This is a genomic window from Bacteroides sp. 3_2_5, from assembly GCF_000159855.2.
GTDB lineage: Bacteria > Bacteroidota > Bacteroidia > Bacteroidales > Bacteroidaceae > Bacteroides > Bacteroides fragilis.
On the sequence record NZ_JH636044.1, the window covers coordinates 2851690 to 2875578 of the forward strand.

At 41.2% G+C, this 23889-nt stretch carries 22 protein-coding genes, 2 tRNA genes and 1 pseudogene; 17 read left to right on the forward strand and 8 right to left on the reverse strand.

All coding sequences use genetic code 11. The features are described from left to right. Positions 1-54: 54 nt before the first annotated feature. Positions 55-582 carry a ferredoxin domain-containing protein gene (locus BSHG_RS06490; RefSeq protein WP_005803563.1) on the reverse strand — a complete coding sequence of 176 codons (528 nt, stop codon included), beginning with the start codon at positions 580-582 and terminating at the stop codon, positions 55-57. A gap of 94 nt (positions 583-676) precedes the next feature. Here BSHG_RS06490 and BSHG_RS06485 point away from each other — a divergent pair, with 94 nt between their 5' ends. From BSHG_RS06485 to BSHG_RS06470, 4 genes are all read left to right on the forward strand, one after another. Beyond that, the gene (locus BSHG_RS06485) at positions 677-1297 is read left to right on the forward strand and encodes an ATP-binding cassette domain-containing protein (RefSeq protein WP_005793776.1); all 621 of its coding nucleotides are present in this window, start codon (positions 677-679) and stop codon (positions 1295-1297) included. 3 nt (positions 1298-1300) lie between these two features. Further along, positions 1301-2095 (forward strand): ABC transporter permease, encoded by a 795-nt coding sequence (locus BSHG_RS06480; RefSeq protein ID WP_008660291.1) that lies wholly within the window; start codon positions 1301-1303, stop codon positions 2093-2095. A gap of 7 nt (positions 2096-2102) precedes the next feature. Next, positions 2103-2375, forward strand: a complete 273-nt coding sequence (locus tag BSHG_RS06475; RefSeq protein ID WP_005815829.1) for a hypothetical protein — start codon at positions 2103-2105, stop codon at positions 2373-2375. Between the two features lie 91 nt (positions 2376-2466). Further along, positions 2467-2850 (forward strand): VOC family protein, encoded by a 384-nt coding sequence (locus BSHG_RS06470; protein WP_005793774.1) that lies wholly within the window; start codon positions 2467-2469, stop codon positions 2848-2850. On the opposite strand, the gene BSHG_RS06465 is transcribed toward BSHG_RS06470, so the two are convergent. Further along, positions 2843-3256, reverse strand: a complete 414-nt coding sequence (locus tag BSHG_RS06465) for a DUF4891 domain-containing protein (RefSeq protein WP_008660293.1) — start codon at positions 3254-3256, stop codon at positions 2843-2845. The two genes, BSHG_RS06470 and BSHG_RS06465, sit on opposite strands and share 8 nt — an antisense overlap. A 106-nt stretch (positions 3257-3362) precedes the next feature. Here BSHG_RS06465 and BSHG_RS06460 point away from each other — a divergent pair, with 106 nt between their 5' ends. The 5 genes from BSHG_RS06460 to BSHG_RS06440 all read left to right on the forward strand — a co-directional run bounded on the left by BSHG_RS06460 (position 3363) and on the right by BSHG_RS06440 (position 11216). After that, the gene (locus BSHG_RS06460; protein ID WP_011202852.1) at positions 3363-4457 is read left to right on the forward strand and encodes a Nif3-like dinuclear metal center hexameric protein; all 1095 of its coding nucleotides are present in this window, start codon (positions 3363-3365) and stop codon (positions 4455-4457) included. 5 nt (positions 4458-4462) lie between these two features. Then, positions 4463-5287 (forward strand): zinc ribbon domain-containing protein, encoded by an 825-nt coding sequence (locus BSHG_RS06455; RefSeq protein ID WP_005787827.1) that lies wholly within the window; start codon positions 4463-4465, stop codon positions 5285-5287. Between the two features lie 237 nt (positions 5288-5524). Then, a complete protein-coding gene (locus BSHG_RS06450; protein ID WP_008660299.1) occupies positions 5525-6931 on the forward strand; it encodes an efflux transporter outer membrane subunit in 1407 nt (468 codons plus the stop codon). 18 nt (positions 6932-6949) lie between these two features. Beyond that, positions 6950-8089: an efflux RND transporter periplasmic adaptor subunit gene (locus BSHG_RS06445; protein ID WP_005787831.1), complete on the forward strand. Its 1140-nt coding sequence runs from the start codon at positions 6950-6952 to the stop codon at positions 8087-8089. Between the two features lie 4 nt (positions 8090-8093). Next, positions 8094-11216: an efflux RND transporter permease subunit gene (locus BSHG_RS06440; RefSeq protein WP_008660301.1), complete on the forward strand. Its 3123-nt coding sequence runs from the start codon at positions 8094-8096 to the stop codon at positions 11214-11216. Positions 11217-11560: 344 nt separating this feature from the next. Here BSHG_RS06440 and BSHG_RS06435 read toward each other — a convergent pair whose 3' ends face one another. Further along, a complete protein-coding gene (locus BSHG_RS06435) occupies positions 11561-12010 on the reverse strand; it encodes a type I restriction enzyme HsdR N-terminal domain-containing protein (RefSeq protein ID WP_005793759.1) in 450 nt (149 codons plus the stop codon). Between the two features lie 64 nt (positions 12011-12074). On the opposite strand from BSHG_RS06435, the gene BSHG_RS06430 reads away from it, so the two are divergent. The 5 genes from BSHG_RS06430 to BSHG_RS06410 all read left to right on the forward strand — a co-directional run bounded on the left by BSHG_RS06430 (position 12075) and on the right by BSHG_RS06410 (position 17297). Further along, the gene (locus BSHG_RS06430) at positions 12075-12851 is read left to right on the forward strand and encodes an AMP nucleosidase (RefSeq protein WP_005787839.1); all 777 of its coding nucleotides are present in this window, start codon (positions 12075-12077) and stop codon (positions 12849-12851) included. A gap of 18 nt (positions 12852-12869) precedes the next feature. After that, positions 12870-13889, forward strand: a complete 1020-nt coding sequence (gene holA / locus BSHG_RS06425) for a DNA polymerase III subunit delta (protein WP_005787842.1) — start codon at positions 12870-12872, stop codon at positions 13887-13889. A 1204-nt stretch (positions 13890-15093) separates the two neighbouring features. After that, positions 15094-15549 (forward strand): helix-turn-helix domain-containing protein, encoded by a 456-nt coding sequence (locus BSHG_RS06420; RefSeq protein ID WP_005793753.1) that lies wholly within the window; start codon positions 15094-15096, stop codon positions 15547-15549. A gap of 72 nt (positions 15550-15621) precedes the next feature. Then, complete coding sequence (locus BSHG_RS06415; RefSeq protein ID WP_008660309.1) at positions 15622-16398, forward strand: dihydroorotate dehydrogenase electron transfer subunit; 777 nt, start codon at positions 15622-15624, stop codon at positions 16396-16398. Then, positions 16386-17297: a dihydroorotate dehydrogenase gene (locus BSHG_RS06410; protein ID WP_005787859.1), complete on the forward strand. Its 912-nt coding sequence runs from the start codon at positions 16386-16388 to the stop codon at positions 17295-17297. Before BSHG_RS06415 ends, BSHG_RS06410 begins: the two co-directional genes overlap by 13 nt. A gap of 217 nt (positions 17298-17514) precedes the next feature. Here the strand turns inward: BSHG_RS06410 and trmD are convergent, their stop codons facing one another. Then, entirely contained in the window at positions 17515-18192 is a 678-nt protein-coding gene (gene trmD / locus BSHG_RS06405; protein ID WP_005787862.1) for a tRNA (guanosine(37)-N1)-methyltransferase TrmD, read from the reverse strand. Between the two features lie 76 nt (positions 18193-18268). Here trmD and ligA point away from each other — a divergent pair, with 76 nt between their 5' ends. Both ligA and dapA read left to right on the forward strand, forming a co-directional pair. Then, positions 18269-20266, forward strand: a complete 1998-nt coding sequence (ligA, locus tag BSHG_RS06400; RefSeq protein WP_008660312.1) for an NAD-dependent DNA ligase LigA — start codon at positions 18269-18271, stop codon at positions 20264-20266. Positions 20267-20369: 103 nt separating this feature from the next. After that, entirely contained in the window at positions 20370-21263 is an 894-nt protein-coding gene (gene dapA, locus BSHG_RS06395; protein WP_005787869.1) for a 4-hydroxy-tetrahydrodipicolinate synthase, read from the forward strand. A gap of 151 nt (positions 21264-21414) precedes the next feature. Here the strand turns inward: dapA and BSHG_RS06390 are convergent, their stop codons facing one another. Together BSHG_RS06390 and BSHG_RS0220570 are read right to left on the reverse strand one after the other, a co-directional pair. Beyond that, a complete protein-coding gene (locus BSHG_RS06390) occupies positions 21415-22041 on the reverse strand; it encodes a chloramphenicol acetyltransferase (protein WP_008660317.1) in 627 nt (208 codons plus the stop codon). Positions 22042-22063: 22 nt separating this feature from the next. Continuing rightward, positions 22064-22424 (reverse strand): annotated as a pseudogene (locus BSHG_RS0220570) (MmcQ/YjbR family DNA-binding protein). A gap of 299 nt (positions 22425-22723) precedes the next feature. Between BSHG_RS0220570 and BSHG_RS06385 the strand changes: the two are divergent. Then, positions 22724-23617 (forward strand): formylglycine-generating enzyme family protein, encoded by an 894-nt coding sequence (locus BSHG_RS06385; RefSeq protein ID WP_005787878.1) that lies wholly within the window; start codon positions 22724-22726, stop codon positions 23615-23617. 93 nt (positions 23618-23710) lie between these two features. On the opposite strand, the gene BSHG_RS06380 is transcribed toward BSHG_RS06385, so the two are convergent. Together BSHG_RS06380 and BSHG_RS06375 are read right to left on the reverse strand one after the other, a co-directional pair. Further along, positions 23711-23784 (reverse strand) — tRNA-Arg (locus tag BSHG_RS06380). Between the two features lie 22 nt (positions 23785-23806). Then, a tRNA-Arg gene (locus BSHG_RS06375) sits at positions 23807-23880 on the reverse strand. Positions 23881-23889 lie beyond the last annotated feature (9 nt).

The following is a 23889-nucleotide window of genomic DNA, read 5'->3' on the forward strand; positions in this document are numbered from 1 at the left end:
TAAATAGCGAACGGACACTACACCAATAGTAATAAATGCCACTCGCTACCTATATTACTTAGGTTTACGATCGAAAAAAGGATTCTTGGAAGAAGCACTAACCGGGATAGCCATTACCTGATGACATCCTTTCAACCACTCAAGACGTTGGGCAGCCAATCCGGCTGAGAACATGACACGGGTATCTACGCGCAAATCAGCCGCTGTAGCGCATGCCGAACCAATTGCAATGCCTACATCAATGCTATTCAACGCACAGGGGACACCTTCAGAACGTCCGGAACATGTAGCATATCCACAATGACCGCAATTCAATCCTTGAGCTTGCTCACGCGTACCTATTAATAAGATACACTCAGCCTGAAGAATATTATCTGCATCCCGCAAAAAGAATTTCATACCAAACTCTTCGAACATGGCTTTCAACGTATCCGAGAGTTGCTGTATTTCTTCACCGGTAACAATTGCAGTTTCTATGATGTCAATTCCTTTTCCCTTAGGGGCCGTACGGGCAGCAGTCATCATCTGCCGTGCCACATTTAATACATGTTCGTGGCGACTGTCTCGTTCGTTCAGTATCATATCTCGTTCATTAATTAGTGACACAAAGATAAAAGAAATCCCGCACATATTATGAATTTTGACTAACTTTGCAAGATAGATTTAAAGATACACGATGTTACAAATAGACAATGCATGCATTGCTTTCGGCGAGGATATACTCTTCTCGGAATTTTGTATGCGACTAAATAAAGGCGAGACAGCTTGCATAGCAGGTCAATCAGGACGTGGAAAAACCTCTCTACTCAATGCAATTATGGGATTTGTCCCATTAAGAAAAGGCAAAATCAAAGTAGGAGGTATCTTGCTTGAACCTACTACTATCGATGCCATACGCAGACATATAGCTTGGATTCCACAGGAGTTAGCCCTGCCCTCCGAATGGGTAAAAGAAATGATATCGCTTCCTTTTGCATTGAAAGCCAATCGACACATCTCTTTTTCCGAAGAAAAGCTTTTCACTTGTTTTGATGAATTAGGACTGGACAAAGAGCTCTATCAGAAACGGGTAGGCGAAATATCGGGTGGTCAGCGCCAGCGCATTATGATAGCCGTTGCAGCCATGCTGGAAAAACCTTTGATTATTGTAGATGAACCGACATCTGCACTCGATGCCGGTTCCACAGACAAAGTTTTAGCTTTCTTCCGTAATCAGGCAGAAAAGGGAACGGCTATACTCGCCGTTTCTCATGACCGGACATTCGCTTACGGATGTAACCAGCTAATCACACTGTAGAATATGGGAACTATTGATATATCTTACTTTAATCTGCTTATAGGGCTACTGTTATTGGTAATCCCACTTTTTTATCTTTGGAAGTTCAAAACCGGATTACTGAAAGCCACCCTGATAGGGACAGCACGCATGATTGTGCAACTCTTCCTGATAGGTATGTACCTGAAATACCTTTTCCTGTGGAATAACCCATGGATTAACTTCCTGTGGGTTATCATCATGATTTTTGTAGCCGGACAAACAGCTTTGGTACGTACAGGACTTAAACGTGAAATACTCCTGATCCCTATATCAGTAGGTTTCCTCTGTAGCGTTGTGCTGGTGGGCATGTATTTTATTGGCATTGTATTACAACTGGATAATGTATTCAGCGCCCAGTATTTTATTCCCATTTTCGGAATCTTAATGGGAAATATGTTATCAAGCAACGTGATTGCCTTGAACACTTATTATAGTGGATTGAAACGTGAACAGCAATTGTACTGTTACCTGTTGGGCAATGGTGCCACTCGTCAGGAAGCACAGACACCATTCATACGGGAAGCGATTATCAAATCTTTCAGCCCACTGATTGCCAATATCGCGGTTATGGGATTAGTAGCACTTCCAGGCACGATGATCGGGCAAATTTTGGGAGGCAGCAGTCCGAACGTTGCCATAAAATATCAAATGATGATTATGGTCATTACTTTCACAGCCTCTATGTTATCATTAATGATCACCATCTCGCTGGCATCCCGTAAATCGTTCGATGAATACGGACGTATTTTGCAAGTAACCAAAGAATCTCAAAAGTAGCCGTACTATGACATCAACCGACTCCATTTTACAATTAATAAGTGAAATACATATCCCGGGATTTTTTATTACCGTAGACTTCCTGCAAATCGGAGAGGCTATTCCTCAAGGAATAAGCGGCTTTTTAAAAGAAAAGTACGATAAAATATCTCATGGTGCCAGCGGAAGAAAATTTATTTATCAAGAATCAGGTTGGCGCATGGCATTTACATTCTATCCTACCGACCGGGTAGTCGATGAGAAATATGCAATGAAGAACAAAATGATAAAGAAGCGATAATTGTATGATTATTGATATAAATCAAAGCATAACTATCAATATTTACCTATATTTGTGCAAATATTAATAATTAATCGATACTATCAGGAATATGCACATCAGTCACATCGCCATCTGGACTACCCGTTTAGAAGAACTTAGAAATTTCTATATCACTTATTTCAACGGAACAAGTAATGAAAAGTATATCAATCCTAAAAAAGGATTTGAATCTTATTTCATCAGCTTTGATCAGGGATTTGCTTCTCTGGAAATTATGCAAAGAGAAGATATCACAACACCTGCATTAAAAGACTGCCTCGGGTTAGCTCATTTTTCCTTTTCTGTCGGTAGCAAAGAAGCTGTATTGGAACTCACAGAACAACTCCGTAAGGATGGTTTTGTTATCGAGAGTGAGCCACGAACCACCGGAGACGGCTATTTTGAAAGTGCTATTCTTGATCCTGAAGGAAACATAGTAGAAATCACTATTTAACGCGCCTTGCAAGTGCAGGTATATAACGGAGTTGGACGTATTGTTCACCCGGATTGATATAGCCGTTATCCATCAAGATTTTCTTAACCTTGAAATCTTTCAGTCGGTAACGGATATATCGTTGTGCATTCCCAGGCTGTTGTTCCACAAACGACAGAAGATCGATTGTCCCATCATTCCGAATGACGACTTTAGCCTTAGCCGTACGGAAAGTAAGCACATCGTCCTTTTTCAGCTCTTTCATATGATATTTATCAAGCCAAAAAATGGCTGTCGCACGGGGAAGGCTATCGGCCTCCTCTTGCAATTCATCTTCTTCATCGATAGGAGATATAGTAGCTTCTTTGTGTTGCTGGCATGAAATAATAAAGAAAAAAGAGAAAAGTAACGGTAAAAATGCCTTCATTGGTTTGAGTCTTTATAAATTAGGAGGTAAATATATTAAAAAATCAATAAAAGCAAGGCAAGATGCTATCTTTTTCTTATATTTGCAGGCAAATTTTCTACTAAAAATGAAAATTAAAGAAATAGTAAGCGCCCTTGAACGGTTCGCGCCTCTGCCATTGCAAGACGGATTTGATAATGCCGGCCTGCAAATCGGATTGACAGATGCGGAAACAACAGGGGCTTTGTTGTGTCTTGACGTTACCGAAGCTGTGTTGGATGAAGCCATCGCGTCCGGATGTAATCTCATTATATCCCATCATCCTCTTATTTTTAAAGGTTATAAATCAATCACCGGTAAAGATTACGTTGAGCGATGCATTCTGAAAGCAATCAAAAACGACATCGTTATTTATTCGGCCCATACCAATCTGGATAATGCTCCGGGCGGAGTCAATTTCAAAATAGCCGAGAAGATAGGATTAAAAAATGTACGTATACTCGACCCTAAAGAAAGCAGTCTGATAAAATTAGTCACATTTGTTCCGTCTGCCCAGGCTGAAGAAGTCCGTAATGCTTTGTTCACAGCAGGATGTGGATGTATAGGCAATTATGATTCGTGTAGTTATAATACAGAAGGGGAGGGAACTTTCCGTGCACAGGAAGGGAGCCATCCTTTCTGCGGAACAGTGGGAGAACTTCATCGCGAAACAGAAGTGCGGATTGAAACGATCCTGCCTGAATATAAGAAAGGAGAAGTTATCCGTGCATTGCTTTCCAAACATCCATATGAAGAACCGGCTTATGACTTATATCCTCTCCACAATAGTTGGGCCCAAGTCGGATCAGGAATTGTCGGTGAATTGGAAGAACCGGAATCCGAACTCGAATTCCTGAAGCGAATAAAGAAAAGATTCGAAGTCGGATGTTTGAAGCACAACAAACTTACAGGCCGCCTGATTCAGAAAGTATCCCTTTGCGGAGGGGCAGGAGCTTTCCTTATTCCGCAGGCAGTCCGTAGCGGAGCTGATGTCTTTATCACGGGTGAAATTAAATATCACGACTATTTCGGTCGTGAAACTGACATTTTGCTTGCTGAAATAGGACATTACGAAAGCGAACAATATACAAAAGAAATTTTTTATTCTATAATACGGGATTTATTTCCTAATTTTGCACTCCAATTTAGTAAGGTAAACACGAATCCCATTAAATATTTATAAGTAAAATGGCAAGAGAAGCTAAAAATGAACCGAAAGAGTTGACAGTGGAACAGAAGTTGAAAGCTTTGTACCAGCTGCAAACAACATTATCTAAGATTGACGAGATTAAAACGTTGAGAGGTGAACTTCCATTGGAAGTACAAGACCTTGAAGACGAAATTGCCGGTCTGAGTACACGTATCGACAAAATCAAGTCGGAAGTAGACGAACTCAAATCAGCTATCGCCGGTAAGAGAGTGGAAATTGAAGCAGCCAAAGCTTCGGTTGAGAAATATAAATCACAGCAGGACAATGTTCGTAATAACCGCGAATATGACTTCCTGACAAAAGAGATCGAATTCCAGTCTTTGGAAATGGAACTTTGCGAAAAGAGAATTAAAGAATTTACTGCAGAAGAGCAGGAGAAATCTGAAGAAATAGAGAAAAATACCAAAGCACTGGAAGAACGCCAGAAAGACCTCGACCAGAAGAAGAATGAACTGGATGAAATCATCGAAGAGACCAAACAGGAAGAAGAGAAGTTGAGAGACAAAGCAAAAGATCTCGAGACAAAGATAGAACCCCGCCTGCTTCAATCTTTCAAGCGCATCCGTAAAAATTCGCGTAACGGTTTAGGTATTGTATACGTACAGCGTGATGCATGTGGTGGTTGTTTCAATAAAATTCCGCCTCAGAGACAACTGGATATCCGTTCACGTAAAAAAATTATCGTTTGCGAATACTGTGGACGTATCATGATTGACCCGGAACTGGCAGGTGTAGAAATAGAACACAAAGTAGAAGAAGCACCGGTTACCACCAAAAGAGCTATCAGAAGAAAAGCTGAATAAAGCTCGATAGTCCGATTCCGGAGGACTAGTGAGACATATTATAATACTATTTAAACCCATAATTTTACTATAATTCCTAATTGAATTTTAGTAAAGTTATGGGTTTTTGTTTATGAAATACCCATTTACTTTTTAAAGAAAACAGATTCCCTTTTGAGCGTAGCCATTCTCTTGCAGAGCGGATAAACAAATACTTCTTTTCGTTGTTATGTTTTCATTTCTAAATAACCTAAGCTTATGAAACTACGAATAGGAAGTATCACATTCTTGCTGTTTCTTTCATCCGTTGCCTTTCCACAGGCCACGAGCCGCTATCTGGACAAACCATTACCACAAGGATGGGAAGAAGATACACAAATATTTCAGCAAGTATTGCCAGTGGACGACCAATGGTGGAAAGCATTTCAGGACCCCGTTCTCGACTCACTCATCTCCGTTGCAGTCAAGCAGAATTATTCGGTACTGACTGCGATTGATCGTATCAATATGGCAAAAGCCAACTTAAGAATGGAACGTGGAAATTTTTTCCCAACAATCGGGTTGAATGCCGGATGGACCCGCCAGCAAAGCAGTGGCAACACCAGTGACTTGCCACAATCGACTCAACATTATTATGATGCCTCGCTCAATATGAACTGGGAGTTAGACCTCTTTGGAAGCATACGCAATCGCGTAAAAGCCCAGAAAGAGAACTTTGCGGCCAGTAAAGAAGAATATACCGGCACAATGATATCACTTTGTGCCCAGGTAGCCTCAGCATACATCAACCTGCGGGAGTTGCAACAAGAATTGGCCGTAGTGCAAAAGAACTGTGCATCCCAAGAGGCGGTATTAAAAATTACAGAAGTAAGATACAACACCGGACTCGTATCTAAACTGGATGTGGCACAGGCTAAGTCGGTGTTCTTCAGTACCAAAGCATCGATTCCTCAAATCGAATCGGGCATTAATCAATACATTACGACCCTTGCCATACTATTGGGTACTTATCCCCAGGAAGTGCGGCCAGCTCTAACCGCTCCCGGAACATTACCGGACTATATGGAACCTATCGGAGTGGGGCTTCCGGCCGATTTGTTACTTCGCCGCCCGGACATACGCAGTGCCGAACGAAGCGTCAATGCACAAGCCGCTTTAGTAGGAGCGTCTAAGTCGGACTGGTTGCCTCAGGTCTTTCTAAAAGGATCGGTTGGTTATGCAGCAAAGGACCTGAAAGACCTGACCCATCATAAAAGTATGACCTATGAAATTGCTCCGGCACTGAGTTGGACGCTTTTTAAAGGAACTCAACTAGTGAATGCTACCAAATTGGCCAAAGCACAATTGGACGAAGCTATCAACCAGTTCAATCAGACAGTATTGACCGCCGTACAAGAGACAGACAACGCTATGAACGCTTACCGGAATTCTATCAAGCAAATAGTAGCTTTGCGCGAAGTGCGCAATCAGGGACAAGAGACCCTGACTCTCTCGCTGGAACTTTACAAACAAGGATTGACCCCATTCCAGAACGTACTGGATGCCCAACGCTCACTGCTCAGTTATGAAAACCAGCTGGTTCAAGCCAGAGGATATTCTCTGCTGCAACTGATAGCTATGTACCAGGCATTGGGAGGCGGATGGTCCGGAAACCTGAATAATTAACTATAAAGACTTGTCATAATGAAAAAACTAATGTATATTTTCCTCATCCTCCCTTTGATAATGAGCGGATGTAAAGGGAAAAAAGAAACCGAAAGAGGAGGGATGCCTACTCCGGAAATCAGTGTGGCATATCCACTCGTACAAAACATTACCCTAACAAAAGATTATCCGGGATATCTGACTACCGAACAAACAGTAAATCTGGTAGCCAGAGTCAACGGTGCCTTGCAGTCCGCCTCTTTCACACCGGGAACTCGTGTGAAGCAGGGGCAACTCTTATTCGTAATCGAACCAACGATCTACAAAGATAATGTAACTCAAGCCGAAGCGCAACTGAAAACCGCACTTGCACAGTTGGAATATGCCCGTAACAACTATAGCCGCATGAAAGAGGCTCTAAAAAGTGATGCGGTCAGCCGTATACAAGTATTACAAGCTGAATCGAATGTAGCCGAAGCCACTGCAGCAGTCAGCAATGCCGAAGCTACTCTGAATACTGCACACACCAATCTGGGCTATTGCTATATCCGTGCCCCTTTCAACGGAACTGTCAGCCGCTCGCTTTACGATGTGGGCAGCTATATCAGCGGAGCCGCACAACCTGTCACTTTGGCTACGATCTATAAAGACGACCGCATGTACACCTATTTTAATGTTGCCGACAACCAATGGCTTTCAATGCTACTCTCTCAAAACGGTAAAGAAAAGGAACTCCCCAAAAATGTCATCGTGCGCCTGGGTGAGAACGGCACACAAAACTATCCGGCCACATTGGATTATTTATCGCCCAATGTCGACTTGAACACAGGAACACTCAACGTGCGCGCCAATCTGGATAATCCGAAAGGTATTCTGAAAAGCGGACTATACGTCAGTATCACATTGCCTTATGCCGAGGCAAAACAAGCAGTGCTTGTTCCGGAAGCTTCCATCGGTACAGATCAGTTGGGGAAATACCTATACATCGTAAACGATTCGAATATAGTACGCTACAGGCATATCGAACCGGGACAACTGGTCAATGACACATTGCGCCAGATAAAGAGCGGACTTTCACCCAAAGAACAATATGTCACCACAGCACTGATGAAAGTACGTGATGGCATGAAAGTCAAGCCCGTATCAGTCAATCACGAGTCATCAACCTCTAATCGTTAACTGCATGTTTTCAAAGTTCTTTATCAATCGACCTATATTCGCCACGGTACTGGCATTGATCATCGTGGTGGCCGGATTGGTAACATTAAATATATTGCCTGTCGCACAGTTTCCGGAGATAACTCCGCCTACAGTACAGGTATCTGCCTTCTATCCGGGGGCAAATGCTGAGACCGTAGCCCAGACTGTCGGCATTCCCATAGAACAGCAAGTAAATGGCGTAGACGGTATGCTGTATATGAGCTCTACAGCGTCCAGCTCGGGTGCCTATTCGTTGACCATTACTTTTGCTGTCGGTACAGACATAGATATGGCCACTGTACAAGTTCAAAACCGGGTAAGCGTAGCACAATCTTCGTTACCGGAACCTGTCATCGTTCAGGGAGTAACGGTACAGAAGCAATCGTCCAATATTGTGATGTTTCTCACGATGCAGGCACAAGACTCTGTATACGACGGGCTTTACCTTACGAACTACGCTCAGTTGAATCTGGTAGACCAATTGACACGTGTACCCGGCGTAGGGGCTGTCAATGTAATGGGAGCGGGCAATTACAGCATGCGCATCTGGCTCGATCCGGAAGCAATGCGCATCCGTAACCTCTCGCCGGCACAAATCTATCAGGCTATCCAGTCACAAAACATAGAGGTCAGTGCCGGTTATATCGGACAGCCTATTGGCAAAAACAACAATAATGCCTATCAGTATACCTTGAATGTACAAGGTCGCCTGACGTCTCCCGAAGAGTTCGGCAACATTATTATCCGAACTGAAGAAGGAGGGAAAATGCTCCGGCTAAAAGATGTGGCGCGCATCGACCTCGGCAGTTCTTCGTACAACGTAGTGTCCAAACTAAAGGGACACCCTACTGCTGCCATCGCTATCTATCAACAACCGGGTTCGAACTCGCTCGATGTCTCTAAAGGAGTCAAGGCAAAAATGCAGGAGCTTGCACAAAACTTCCCGGCCGGAGTCAGCTATAACGTGACCTTGGATACGACCGATGTCATCAATGCATCCATTGATGAAGTACTCGTTACTTTTCTGGAAACAACCTTATTGGTGGTACTCGTTATCTTCCTGTTTCTACAGAACTGGCGGGCTGTCATCATTCCATGTATCACCATTCCGGTATCACTGATCGGTACACTGGCAGTCATGGCGGCACTTGGATTTTCAATCAATACTTTAACTCTATTCGGATTGATACTTGCCGTAGCAATAGTGGTGGATGATGCGATTGTGGTAGTAGAAAATGCTTCACGTTTGCTGGAGACAGGACAGTATTCTCCCAAAGAAGCCGTCACCAAAGCAATGGGAGAAATCACAGGACCAATTGTCGGAGTGGTATTGGTATTATTGGCAGTTTTTATCCCTACCACATTAATCAGCGGCATCTCCGGACAACTTTATAAGCAATTTGCCCTAACCATTGCTGCATCTACCGTATTAAGCGGTATTAATTCGTTGACACTGACCCCGGCATTATGCGCACTGTTTCTGGAGCATAACAAGCCATCCAATTTCTTCATATACAAGGGATTCAATAAGGTATATGATAAGACACAGAATCTATATGACCGTATTGTGAAGGGATTACTCGTCCGTCCCGGCCTTGCGTTGATCTCTTATGGTATTATTACGGCAGTGGCTGTTATCCTGTTCATGAAATGGCCTTCAACCTTCGTCCCTGATGAAGATGACGGCTACTTCATAGCTGTCATCCAGTTGCCACCGGCTTCAAGTCTGGAACGCACACAGGCTGTGGGTCGGAAAGTCAATCAGATTCTGGACAGTTATCCTGAAGTAAAAGACTATATCGGTATCAGCGGATTTTCTATTATGGGAGGTGGCGAACAGTCCAACACAGGTACTTATTTCGTTGTCTTGAAAAACTGGGACCAACGGAAAGGAAAAGAGCATACTGCTGCGGCTGTGGTCGAACGTTTCAACGAGATGGCTTATGGCATCCAGGAAGCACAGATATTCGCAATGGTACCTCCGGCCATTCCCGGATTAGGAGCTTCAGGAGGGTTACAGCTACAATTGGAAGATCGCAATAACCTGGGGCCGACTGAAATGCAACGGGCTGTCGAAACCCTGATGGCTACTTATCACACTCAACCCGCTCTCGCATCCATATCCAGTATGTACCAGGCCAATGTACCACAGTATTTCCTGAATATCGACCGCGATAAAGTACAGTTTATGGGCATTCAGTTGGATAACGTATTCTCTACACTGAGTTATTATATGGGAGCGGCCTATGTCAATGACTTTGTTCAATTCGGACGTATCTATCAGGTAAAGATAGAGGCCGGAGAACAAGCTCAAAAAGTAATTGACGACGTGCTGAAACTCAGCGTCCCCAACGCCAAAGGAGATATGGTCCCATTTTCATCCTTTACCAAAGTCGAAGAGCGCTTGGGGATGGACCAGATCAGCCGTTACAACATGTACTCGACAGCATCTATCACCTGCAACGTGGCTTCGGGAAGCAGTTCGGGTGAGGGAATACAGCAAATGGAAGACCTGATTAAGGACCAACTGGGTAACGAGTTTGGCTACGAATGGACCTCGGTAGCCTATCAGGAGACGCAAGCAGGCAACACAACCACCATCGTATTCATCATGGCATTATTGGTGGCATTCCTGGTACTGGCAGCCCAATACGAAAGCTGGACAAGCCCCTTATCAGCAATTATGGGATTGCCAATGGCTTTATTGGGAGCAATGATAGGTTGTTCTGTCATGGGGACCCCTGTGAGCATTTATACTCAGATCGGCATCATTTTACTGATCGCCCTTTCTGCGAAAAACGGAATCCTCATTGTTGAATTTGCACGCGACTTCCGTGCCGAAGGTAACTCTATTCGCGATGCCGCCTATGAAGCCGGGCATGTCCGGCTGCGTCCGATCCTGATGACCTCTTTTGCATTCGTATTGGGAGTGATGCCTCTTCTGTTCGCCACAGGGGCCGGGGCGCAAAGCCGTATCGCACTCGGCGCAGCTGTTGTTTTCGGTATGGCCCTGAACACGTTACTGGCAACGATATATATCCCGAATTTCTACGAGCTGATGCAAAAGTTCCAGGAAAACGTATTGGATCGCAAGAAAAAGAAATAGTCCTCTATTTCAAGTTCTCTATTGTAAAAAACGTCTTTTTCATTTCACAGCCTATTGTCACCGGACAGAGTTTCGGGTGTCAATAGGCTTTTTTATAGTTGTCAAAAAGTCAACCAAGCATTTTCATCTTAGCGCCATACCGATACAATGAAAATTAGCTTTTGAAACAAAAGTATTGATTACAAGCCGTTTATTATACGAACAATCCATCATTACGAAGTTAACTTTAATAGTGTGTTAAAGTTAACTTCGTAATGATAAACAATTAACTTCTTGCATTTACGATATTAACTTCCTGGAAAGAGGATAATAGATGCCGGAAAGAGTCATTAACATTGTTAATTTTATAAAGCGTCATAATCTGGAATATCCGACAGAAACGAATAACTTTGAGTATCATAATCCATCCGGCAACAATAGTGTTGCATCCCATTACTGACAACCAGATAATCAACTTTCAAAACCATATTATAGCGGGTGATCTGATCAAAAACAGCCTGCGTAATCTCAATGTGGGGAGCTTTATATTCAACAATCATTCTGGCACTAAGATCGCGTTTGTATAGCACTGTGTCACATCGTTTTTTAGTCCCGTTCAGGTTCAGCAGCACTTCATTTGCCATCAAAGACGACGGATACCCCTTATGAACAATAAGAAAGTGTACAAAGTGCTGACGGACCCATTCTTCAGGGGTCAATGCGACATAACGACGGCGAATCACATCGAAAATAACATTTTTTCCATTTCGAGTGGCGATTTTAGTGTCAAATACTGGTAGGTTTAACGATAACATTTACTATTTTTGTAAGTTAAATAATGGCTTCCTGCTATTGGAAGCACAAATTTAATGGAATCTTATGAAAACAAAGCAAGAAATCGTAGCTAATTGGCTACCCCGTTACACCAAACGTAACCTGGAAGACTTTGGAGAGTATATCCTGTTGACTAACTTCAACAAGTATGTAGAAATATTTGCAGAGAAATTTAATGTTCCCATTTTGGGTAAAGACGCCAATATGATCTCTGCCAGTGCAGAAGGAATCACAATCATCAACTTTGGCATGGGAAGTCCCAATGCCGCCATAATTATGGATCTGCTGAGTGCCATCTCTCCAAAAGCCTGCCTGTTTCTGGGAAAATGTGGCGGAATCGATAAAAAAAATAAAATAGGTGACCTGATTCTGCCAATTGCCGCTATCCGCGGTGAAGGTACCTCAAACGACTATTTCCCGCCGGAGGTTCCGTCCCTGCCGGCATTTATGCTGCAGCGTGCCGTATCATCGGCTATCCGTGACTATGCTCGCGATTATTGGACAGGAACAGTCTATACAACCAACCGCCGTATTTGGGAGCATGATGACACCTTTAAAGAGTATCTGAAAAGAACTCGTGCAATGGCAGTTGATATGGAAACGGCAACTCTGTTCAGTTGCGGTTTTGCCAATCATATCCCGACCGGAGCTTTACTACTCGTATCCGACCAGCCTATGATTCCGGAAGGAGTGAAAACTGATAAAAGCGACAACATCGTTACCAAAAACTATGTAGAGGAGCATGTAGAGATAGGCATCGCCTCGCTACGAATGATCATTGATGAAAAGAAAACTGTAAAACACCTGAAATTCGACTGGTAACGCCACACTTATATTTATATGGCCAAACAAGAACTGACTTGCGATGACATCCTCAAAGAACTGAGGGCCAAGCAATATCGTCCCATCTACTATTTGATGGGAGAAGAATCGTATTATATCGACTTAATAGCCGATTACATTACCGACAACGTACTGACGGATACTGAGAAAGAGTTTAACCTGACCGTAGTATATGGTGCAGATGTGGATGTGGCGACTGTGATTAATGCCGCTAAGCGCTACCCGATGATGTCAGAACATCAGGTAGTGATAGTAAAAGAGGCACAAGCCATCCGCAATATAGAAGAACTATCTTATTACCTGCAAAAACCGTTAAACTCAACAATATTAGTGGTTTGTCATAAACATGGCGCTCTGGACCGCAGAAAGAAGTTAGCTGCAGAAATTGAAAAAACAGGTATTCTTTTCGAATCCAAAAAGATAAAAGAAGCACAGCTGCCTGCATTTATCAGTTCATATATGAAACGTAAAGGGATAGACATGGAGCCTAAAGCTACCGCAATGTTAGCTGATTTTGTGGGTACGGATCTTAGCCGTTTGACGGGTGAACTGGAAAAACTGATCATCACATTACCCGGCGGTCAGAAACGCGTAACTCCTGAACAAATAGAGAAAAACATAGGGATAAGTAAAGACTATAATAATTTTGAATTGCGTAGTGCACTGGTCGAAAAGGATGTACTCAAGGCCAATAAAATAATAAAATACTTTGAAGAAAATCCTAAAACAAATCCGATACAAATGACGCTTTCTTTACTATTCAACTTTTACTCAAACCTAATGTTGGCCTACTATGCACCGGATAAATCAGAACAGGGAGTGGCTACCATGTTAGGGCTTAAAACCCCGTGGCAGGCCCGCGATTACCTGACGGCAATGCGGAAATACACTGGAGTGAAGACAATGCAAATTGTAGGAGAAATACGATATGCAGACGCAAAATCGAAAGGTGTAGGCAATACCTCGATAAGCGATGGAGATATTCTTCGTGAATTAGTATTCAAGATTCTTCATTAAAAAACAATTTATTTCAGTATCTGCTCCCTATATCATACTTTTACCAATATCGAAGTGTGGTATGGGGAGTAAATGTATCCTCCGTAATCAAATACCTTCTTCTCTGGTGGTAACTAACCTATTTTTTTACATTCTTACTTAGCCTTTTGTTATTCTGCCTCCTTAATGCCGAACCTAATCAAAATAAGGGTCTATTTCCCATAAAATAGATTTCTCAGTAAAAGCAGTATGATACATTCCTTATCCCAAAGGCAGAAAAGGATAAAAAGAATACAACACATACTATATAATAGAAACACAATGAAGCTAACCCTTATTGAAGATACCAATAAATATTCATAGCCTTATCATGATGCTAACAGAATATCATAACCTGTATCATAATGTCATTTTCATACATAAAGTATCTATATTTTCTGGAATAGAAAAAAAATCAGCCTAACAAAACGCACATATAACGCTGTATATCAATTATTTATAATAAATCAAAGCCTCTCAGAATTGAATAATTTCATTTAAACGAGCATTTATATGGAAATAATGCAATATTTTGGCATTATAGCCTATATGTAAAACTATGAGTGACAAATTTTACTTGAAGGGTTCTCCAGTGACAAGAAAAAATAGATAAATATCTACTATTTGTTGCATATTTAACGATAGGATATGACAGTTGTGAAGTGTGTATGTAACACAATATATATTCACAAAAGTAATATCTTTGTTTTTATACAATAAAATCATGAATTACATTTGTGATTACAGTTTCATTACATATATACATTTACAATTGTGGATGTAATAGGAGAGTGGTTAACACTTATTTTAATACCAGCTAATGATTAAATACTCAATAAGAAAAAAAACAATATATCAATCTAATATTCAGGTAATAGTCCAAGATACAGAAACATTTGTGATATAAAGAGCATCAAAGCATATAGCAACGTATAAAAGTGATTGTTTTTCAGACATATATAAGTTTTATATAAACTAAAAATTCAATGAATATTACAATCATACACATCGATACCCAAAATATTAAGAGCAATATATCACACTCTCTTTACAAATCTAAAATATTAATATTGTATTTGTAATTTGCTTTTGTGATTTTTATTTTTTACTTTTGTGCGAAGCTAAATAAACGCTTTACTTTTGTGAATCAACTAATAAGTCATACATTTGTAAATCTTCAAAGGATATGGAAATAAAAGATAGGATTAAAATTATCATGGAAAAAGAGAATATGGCTTCCGGTGCTTTCGCCGAAAGCATAGGTATTCAGCAATCCACTCTCTCTCATATTTTGAATGGGCGGAACAACCCCAGTTTGGATGTTATTATGAAAGTACATCAGAAATATAACTATGTAAAATTGGAATGGCTGTTGTATGGGCAAGGCAATATATCCGAAGAAAGCATCCAATCAGCTTCTGATTTTCAACCTTCCTTATTTGCTGAGAATGCCATAATTCCGCCCAACGGGACAGTTACTCCGGAAAATCGCAGGGAAATGCCGTTAGAAAGTTCCCAAAACACCCCGAAAGAGATTGTAAAACAAGAAATTAGATACATAGAAAAGCCTTCCAGAAAAATAACTGAAATAAGAATTTTCTTCGATGATAATACGTATGAGACATTCAGAGGAGAAAAATAAGACAGATAAATCACTGTTTGCACAATTTCCCGTATCTTTGCAGGACGAATACGAATTTACTTTCAACAATACATGAAAAAATTTATTTTAGACCTGACAGTAACTGAGAATCTCAGATTGCATACCAACTATGTGCTGCTGAAATTGACCTCTCAGACCGTCCTCCCGGATATGCTACCGGGACAGTTTGCGGAAATTCGGATAGATGGTTCACCCACCACTTTCCTGCGTCGCCCCATTTCTATTAATTATGTAGACAGACAACGCAACGAAGTATGGTTTCTGATCCAACTTGTAGGTGATGGAACAAAACGTCTTGCGCAAGTAAATCGAGGAGAGATTATCAATGTAGTACTCCCACTCGGAAATAGCTTCACAATACCCGAAAAGCCTTCTGATAAGCTATTATTAGTGGGCGGAGGTGTAGGGACTGCCCCTATGCTCTACTTGGGTGAACAACTTGCTAAAAACGGCAGTAAACCAACATTCCTTTTGGGGGCACGCAGCAACAAAGATCTGCTCCAATTAGAAGATTTTGCCGCTTACGGAGAGGTCTATACTACAACCGAAGACGGCAGCCATGGAGAAAAGGGATATGTGACCCAACATTCCATACTGAATAAAATAAAATTCGAGCAGATTTATACATGTGGCCCGAAACCCATGATGATGGCAGTAGCCAAATATGCCAAAGATAACGATATCAATTGCGAAGTATCATTGGAAAATACAATGGCATGTGGCATAGGAGCCTGCCTCTGTTGCGTTGAAAACACCACAGAGGGGCATTTGTGCGTTTGTAAAGAAGGTCCTGTTTTCAATATAAATAAACTATTATGGCAGATTTAAGTGTAAACATTGGTAAACTACAAATGAAGAACCCGGTAATGACAGCTTCGGGTACATTTGGATATGGTGAGGAATTTGCGGATTTTATTGATATAACGCGAATAGGCGGTATCATTGTAAAGGGTACTACTCTTCACAAACGTGAAGGCAACCCGTATCCCCGCATGGCAGAGACCCCTTCCGGTATGTTAAACGCTGTAGGACTGCAAAATAAGGGTGTAGAATATTTCTCAAATCACATTTATCCCCGGATCAAAGACATTCAGACCCACATGATTGTAAATGTTTCCGGATCAGCCATTGAAGACTATGTAAAGACTGCAGAGATCATTAATGAACTTGACAAAATTCCTGCTATCGAATTAAACATCTCTTGTCCTAATGTAAAACAAGGAGGTATGGCATTTGGGGTGACAACTAAAGGAGTATCAGAAGTTGTACAAGCAGTGCGTTCTGCTTACAAAAAGACACTTATCGTCAAGCTATCTCCCAACGTTACAGATATAGCAGAAATGGCACGGGCAGCCGAGGCCAACGGCGCCGATAGTGTATCATTAATCAATACATTGCTGGGAATGGCCATCGATGCTGAGCGCAAACGCCCCATCCTTTCAACAGTGACAGGTGGCATGTCCGGTGCAGCAGTAAAACCCATCGCACTAAGAATGGTGTGGCAAGTTGCTAAAGCAGTAAATATTCCGGTCATAGGACTAGGCGGTATCATGAATTGGAAAGATGCTGTCGAGTTCATGCTTGCAGGTGCTTCAGCCATACAGATTGGTACGGCAAATTTCATAGATCCGGCTATCACCATCAAAGTTATAGATGGTATAAACGATTACCTGGAAAGACACGGATGCAAGTCTGTTTCTGAAATTATAGGTGCACTTGAGGTATAGTCAAAAACACATCATACCCCTTCGCTGCAGTTTGACTTTAAAATGCTATCCAAATGCGGATACGCTTATCTCAGTCTGCTCACGAAATCAATCGAAGCACCCCGGATCGGAAAGTATGAGTTTGCTCAAAGACTATTCCTTTTATTAATAATATATTTCATAAAAAAAGAATGCCTTTCTCCATTAGAAAGGCATTCTTTTTTATATACAACATAAGTTAATCTTCCAACAGATCCGGACGCAGTCTCCTAGTACGTTCCAACGACTGTTGAAGTTCCCATTCCTTAATCTTCGCTTCGTGCCCTGAAAGCAGAATCTCGGGTACTTTCCACCCCTTATATTCTGCCGGACGAGTATAAACAGGTGCCGCCAACAAATTATCCTGGAAAGAATCAGAAAGGGCGGACTGTTCATCAGAAATCACACCCGGAATAATTCGAACGATAGCATCCGCCATAACGGCGGCAGCCAATTCACCGCCGGTCAAAACATAATCTCCAATACTGATTTCTTTTGTGATCAAATGCTCCCGGATGCGATAATCGATACCTTTAAAATGCCCGCATAAAATGATAAGATTACCGGATAAAGACAAACTATTAGCCATCTTCTGATCAAACTGCTCTCCATCAGGTGTGGTAAATATCACTTCATCATAATCACGCTCTGCTTTCAGGGCATTAATACACCGTTCAATAGGTTCTATCTTCATCACCATACCGGCAAAACCTCCAAATGGATAGTCATCCACCCGGCGATACTTGTCTTCGGTATAATCACGTAAATTGTGAATATGAATTTCAGCGAGTCCTTTGTCCTGGGCCCGTTTCATAATAGAACAATTGAAAAAGCCCTCAATCATTTCGGGCAAAACCGTTATAATATCGATACGCATAATCTTTAATTTTTCGCAAAAGTACAAATATTTGAAGAGAAACCCGTATTTTTGCCTAAAACAATCCTAAGAATATATGACTGTAAAAGAAAAAATAGAGCAACTCCGTCTCCAACTCCATCAGCATAATTACAATTATTATGTGCTGAATGCCCCGGAAATCTCAGATAAAGAATTCGACGATTTAATGAGGGAACTTCAGGACCTGGAACAGGAACATCCGGAATATAAAGACGAAAACTCACCTACTATGCGTGTAGGTAGCGATATCAATAAGAATTTTACCCAAGTAGCGCACAAATATCCGATGCTTTCATTGTCGAATACATATTCGGAGAATGAAGTAACCGACTTCTATGACAGAGTGCGTAAAGCTTTGAATGAAGATTTTGAGATTTGTTGCGAGATGAAGTATGATGGTACCTCTATCTCTTTAACTTACGAAAATGGTAAACTGATCCGCGCGGTAACCCGCGGTGACGGTGAAAAAGGGGACGATGTAACAGACAACGTAAAGACCATTCGGAGTATTCCTCTCGTCCTACATGGAGATAATTATCCGGAAGTTTTCGAAATTCGTGGAGAAATCTTGATGCCATGGGAAGTTTTCGAAGCATTAAACCGGGAAAAAGAGGCCCGCGAAGAACCTCTCTTTGCAAATCCGAGAAATGCCGCATCGGGAACATTGAAATTACAAAATTCCGCCATCGTGGCTTCCCGTAAGCTGGATGCCTATCTCTATTATCTGCTTGGCGATAATCTGCCGACTGACGGACATTATGAAAATCTGCAGGAAGCAGCCAAATGGGGATTTAAGATTTCCCCGTTAATGCGTAAGTGCCAGACACTACAAGAAGTCTTCGACTTTATCAACTATTGGGACGTAGAGCGCAAAAACCTGAACGTTGCTACAGACGGAATCGTACTGAAAGTAAACAGCCTCAAGCAGCAAAGGAATCTTGGGTTCACAGCCAAGTCTCCCCGCTGGGCCATTGCCTATAAATTTCAGGCTGAACGTGCACTGACCCGCTTGAACATGGTAACCTATCAGGTAGGGAGAACCGGCGCCGTAACACCGGTAGCCAATCTCGACCCGGTACAACTTTCGGGCACAGTAGTGAAACGCGCATCATTGCATAATGCGGATATCATTGAAGGACTCGATTTGCATATAGGCGATATGGTCTACGTAGAAAAGGGAGGAGAAATCATCCCCAAAATAACCGGTGTGGATACGTCGGTCCGCTTCATGATCGGTGAAAAGGTAAAATTCATCACTCACTGTCCGGAATGTGGCAGTAAGCTGATAAGATACGAAGGAGAAGCCGCCCATTATTGTCCGAATGAGACCGCCTGTCCACCACAAATCAAAGGAAAAATAGAGCACTTCATCAGCCGGAAAGCAATGAATATAGACGGATTAGGACCTGAAACCGTTGACATGTTCTACCGTTTAGGACTGATTCATGACACAGCCGACCTCTATCGACTGACGACAGATGACATCAGAGGCTTGGACCGTATGGGAGACAAATCTGCGGAAAACATCATTAAAGGAATCATGCAGAGCAAAGAGGTACCTTTTGAAAGAGTAATTTTTGCATTAGGTATTCGTTTTGTAGGCGAAACGGTAGCTAAAAAAATAGCCAAATCTTTTAAAGACATAGAAGAATTGGAAAATGCAGATCTGGAAACTCTGATCAATATCGATGAAATCGGTGAAAAAATAGCTCGGAGTATCCTTAACTACTTTGCGAATGAATCAAATCGTAAATTGGTAGGCCGATTAAAAACAGCAGGATTGCAACTATACAGACCTGAAGAAGACTTGAGCGGACATACCGATAAATTGGCCGGACAATCCATTGTCATCAGTGGAGTATTCACCCACCATTCAAGAGATGAATACAAGGATCTTATCGAAAAACACGGTGGCAAGAACGTGGGAAGCATCTCTTCTAAAACCAGTTTTATTCTGGCCGGAGACAATATGGGACCTGCGAAATTAGAAAAAGCAAGTAAACTGGGAATTAAAATAATGAACGAAGAGGAATTTTTAAAGCTTATATCGTAACATTTTTCTGCAATAATCTTATTTTATATATTATTATTGCTGTAAAAAAAGAAAATATTCGTACTTTTGCGAGCAAAATATTTAGAGATTATTATTAATACTCATGATACAGACTAGATTGAAAGGAATGGGGGTAGCGCTGATTACTCCTTTCAAAGAGGATGAAAGCGTTGATTACGATGCGTTAATGCGACTGGTAGACTATCTGCTGCAAAATAATGCAGATTTTCTGTGTGTGCTGGGAACTACAGCCGAAACTCCGACCTTGAGTGAAGAAGAAAAAAAGAAAATCAAAAAGATGGTAATCGACCGTGTCAACGGAAGAATCCCCATCCTGCTGGGAGTCGGAAGTAACAATACACGCGCAGTTGTAGAGACACTCAAAAACGACGATTTCACCGGAGTAGATGCTATCTTATCCGTTGTCCCTTACTACAATAAACCCTCACAAGAAGGAATTTATCAGCACTATAAAGCAATTGCAAGCGCTACAGAGCTTCCCATCGTATTATATAATGTTCCGGGACGTACAGGAGTTAATATGACCGCAGAGACCACTTTGCGCATTGCTAAGGACTTTCAGAATGTTATAGCCATTAAAGAGGCTTCTGGTAATATCACCCAGATGGATGATATCATTAAAAACAAACCGGCTAACTTTGACGTTATTTCCGGAGATGACGGTATTACTTTCCCGCTGATTACATTGGGAGCCGTAGGAGTCATTTCGGTTATTGGAAACGCCTTTCCACGTGAATTCAGCAGAATGACCCGTTTGGCGCTGCAGGGCGACTTTGCCAATGCACTGACCATACACCATAAATTTACGGAACTGTTTAACCTCTTATTTGTAGACGGAAACCCAGCCGGAGTAAAATCCATGTTGAACGCTATGGGAATGATCGAGAATAAACTCCGTTTACCACTAGTACCGACACGCATCACCACATTTGAAGCGATTCGTAAAGTACTCAATGAACTGAATATAAAATGTTAACGACCAAAGTAATCCCGAGGTATCAATAATTTTTTCATCAACTTACGGAATAAAGGAGAGTGCGTCATAACTTACCACAGAATTTTGACACATTCTCCTTTATTTTTCCTAATTCAGCTGAAGCGTCCCATTTAGTATATTTATATGATATTTATTTCTTTGTTGTTTCTAACTTCTCGATAAGTTCTGCCACATTACGCCCATCCATAAGAGCGTGATGACCGGAAATTGAAATTGGAAGCAGGTATACACCATTCTCTTTTATTAATTTTCCAGTGGAAATGCGCGGTACAGAATCACCTCTGCCAAAAGAAACAGCATGTTTCATCTCTGAAAATGCGAACCAAGGCAAAGCCGAATAGCGGATAAGATCTAACCGGCCTATATTTTCGGAAAAAGACAGGCCAGTACTGTTTTTCACTCTTTCTATTTCTTTTTCAGCATTTTGTATAAATACTTCAAGGTCTGCATCGTATTCAAAAAAACCGAAACCGAATGTTCCATCTTCACGTCCTATGGTAGGTGATAAATGGATAAAATCATATTTCACTACTTGTTCGCCTTCAATGCGTAATTTAAAAGCCTCTACTTCATTTACACATTGCAGCAGAAAATGTACAGAGTACAAAAAGAAAGATTTTTTCTCATCCTTACTTTGATGGTAGGTATTCGTAAAGTCGACCAAAGTAGTGATCCCAAAGAATGGGTCGTCAAAAGCAGAAAAGAATTTAAAATGTTCTTTTCTATTCCAATTTTCTAAATCAATAAGCTGTTTCATGCAGTATATTTATTTTTTTCGTTCAGTATATTATTTCCCTCTCTCGTCTCGCCAAGGAAGATACAACAATTTCATACGATTGCTTTACCAGGTCCTTAATCATTTTATCCGGAACGTCTTTAGACACTAATCCAATGTTTTTTATTCATGTGATAGCCCGGTTGTACTCCTTCATATTTGTCTAGCAAATCCTCTATCTGTCCGGCATTACATTTTATATTACAGAAATCGAATGCGTCTATATTCACAAAACAGAACCATTTATCCATTACATAAAAGACGAGTAAATCTCTGTCATATTCAGATGTTGCTTTTTTAAAGGGCATCCGGTCATGCACACCTTTAAATGAAAGGCAATATTCTCTAAATTCTTCTACATTCATAGCCTATTCTTAAATCTTCTCTGCCATATATCCTTGATATTCTGTATTGCAAATATAAGGAAAGTACCGTTTGCAACGAATAGCCAACAATACTTTTTTATTGTTTTTCAATGAGATAAAGCTGTTACAGTTTCATTCTTCTGCGCTTTTCCTTTGCTACTGTCGGTATAGAGTGGATAACACCACCATTATAAAATCCCTAAACGTTAAACAAAGTTATATCATACACCTTATAAGGTCACTACATTAATTAAATTTTATACATTTAACAGGTTACTAATAATTTAATATTCAAATAAATGAAAACACTCCTAAATATTAAACTCCATTTATCTAAAAAGAATATATTTACCATCTTAGTTTTTATTCTTGTTTTAGGTGGTACTACCGGTTGCATTCAACACAAATCCGACCAGAAACGACTGCCTGCTCTTTCTTTTACTGTAAATGGAGAAAGCTTTGAAATGATTCCGGTAGAAGGCGGAACCTTTATTATGGGAGGCACAAGTGAGCAAGGTAATGATTGCGAAAACAATGAAAAACCAACGCATGAGGAAACTCTACCGTTCTTTTATATCGGGAAGTATGAAGTTACCCAGAAACTGTGGAAAGCAGTTATGGGGACTGATTTCGATCAATCATACAATTCAGGATGTGAAGATTGTCCGGCAGAGTATATCAGTTGGAATGACACGCAAAAGTTTATAAGCAAATTGAACACCCTTACAAACAAAACATTTCGCCTGCCTACCGATATTGAATGGGAATATGCCGCACGCGGTGGCAAGTATAGTGAAAAATACAAATACAGCGGAAGTAATGATATCGATGAAGTTGCCTGGTATATTGAAAATTATCAAAAAAGTAAATATGGAGACAAAGGGACTACACATCCGGTAGGTATGAAAAAGCCTAATGAATTAGGATTGTACGACATGAGTGGCAATGTATGGGAATGGTGTGACAATTGGTACACTCAAGAATACTCTCAAAACGGTAAATCTGTCCATCCCGGATGGCCATTTAATGGTACATCTGCCTTTTTCCGCCGGGTCTTGCGAGGTGGTAGTTGGGGTGGTACTGCAAAAGGCTGCCGAGTGTCATATATTGACTATGACGTGCCAAACTATCGTGATGAATATGGAGGTTTTAGGCTTGTTTTAGTACCGGACTCAGTACAGACTGCCAATTAAAAAGAGGAATCCCTCAGAATTTAGGTATGATCCAATAAAAGAGATAATGCAAGAAAGCAAAAAACCTCCATAATTTGATTATGGAGGTTTTTGTGATCGCGACAGGATTCAAACCTGTAACCGGCTGATCCGTAGTCAGCTACTCTATTCAGTTGAGCTACGCGACCGTTTATCGTTATTTTCTTAGAGTGACCGCGACAGGATTCAAACCTGTAACCGGCTGATCCGTAGTCAGCTACTCTATTCAGTTGAGCTACGCGGCCATTTGTTAA

Coding starts and splice junctions, on each gene's coding strand:
- BSHG_RS06490 (WP_005803563.1), bottom strand. CDS start 582: ATGATACTGAACGAACGAGACAGTCGCCACGAACATGTATTAAATGTG.
- BSHG_RS06485 (WP_005793776.1), top strand. CDS start 677: ATGTTACAAATAGACAATGCATGCATTGCTTTCGGCGAGGATATACTC.
- BSHG_RS06480 (WP_008660291.1), top strand. CDS start 1,301: ATGGGAACTATTGATATATCTTACTTTAATCTGCTTATAGGGCTACTG.
- BSHG_RS06475 (WP_005815829.1), top strand. CDS start 2,103: ATGACATCAACCGACTCCATTTTACAATTAATAAGTGAAATACATATC.
- BSHG_RS06470 (WP_005793774.1), top strand. CDS start 2,467: ATGCACATCAGTCACATCGCCATCTGGACTACCCGTTTAGAAGAACTT.
- BSHG_RS06465 (WP_008660293.1), bottom strand. CDS start 3,256: ATGAAGGCATTTTTACCGTTACTTTTCTCTTTTTTCTTTATTATTTCA.
- BSHG_RS06460 (WP_011202852.1), top strand. CDS start 3,363: ATGAAAATTAAAGAAATAGTAAGCGCCCTTGAACGGTTCGCGCCTCTG.
- BSHG_RS06455 (WP_005787827.1), top strand. CDS start 4,463: ATGGCAAGAGAAGCTAAAAATGAACCGAAAGAGTTGACAGTGGAACAG.
- BSHG_RS06450 (WP_008660299.1), top strand. CDS start 5,525: ATGAAACTACGAATAGGAAGTATCACATTCTTGCTGTTTCTTTCATCC.
- BSHG_RS06445 (WP_005787831.1), top strand. CDS start 6,950: ATGAAAAAACTAATGTATATTTTCCTCATCCTCCCTTTGATAATGAGC.
- BSHG_RS06440 (WP_008660301.1), top strand. CDS start 8,094: ATGTTTTCAAAGTTCTTTATCAATCGACCTATATTCGCCACGGTACTG.
- BSHG_RS06435 (WP_005793759.1), bottom strand. CDS start 12,010: ATGTTATCGTTAAACCTACCAGTATTTGACACTAAAATCGCCACTCGA.
- BSHG_RS06430 (WP_005787839.1), top strand. CDS start 12,075: ATGAAAACAAAGCAAGAAATCGTAGCTAATTGGCTACCCCGTTACACC.
- holA (WP_005787842.1), top strand. CDS start 12,870: ATGGCCAAACAAGAACTGACTTGCGATGACATCCTCAAAGAACTGAGG.
- BSHG_RS06420 (WP_005793753.1), top strand. CDS start 15,094: ATGGAAATAAAAGATAGGATTAAAATTATCATGGAAAAAGAGAATATG.
- BSHG_RS06415 (WP_008660309.1), top strand. CDS start 15,622: ATGAAAAAATTTATTTTAGACCTGACAGTAACTGAGAATCTCAGATTG.
- BSHG_RS06410 (WP_005787859.1), top strand. CDS start 16,386: ATGGCAGATTTAAGTGTAAACATTGGTAAACTACAAATGAAGAACCCG.
- trmD (WP_005787862.1), bottom strand. CDS start 18,192: ATGCGTATCGATATTATAACGGTTTTGCCCGAAATGATTGAGGGCTTT.
- ligA (WP_008660312.1), top strand. CDS start 18,269: ATGACTGTAAAAGAAAAAATAGAGCAACTCCGTCTCCAACTCCATCAG.
- dapA (WP_005787869.1), top strand. CDS start 20,370: ATGATACAGACTAGATTGAAAGGAATGGGGGTAGCGCTGATTACTCCT.
- BSHG_RS06390 (WP_008660317.1), bottom strand. CDS start 22,041: ATGAAACAGCTTATTGATTTAGAAAATTGGAATAGAAAAGAACATTTT.
- BSHG_RS06385 (WP_005787878.1), top strand. CDS start 22,724: ATGAAAACACTCCTAAATATTAAACTCCATTTATCTAAAAAGAATATA.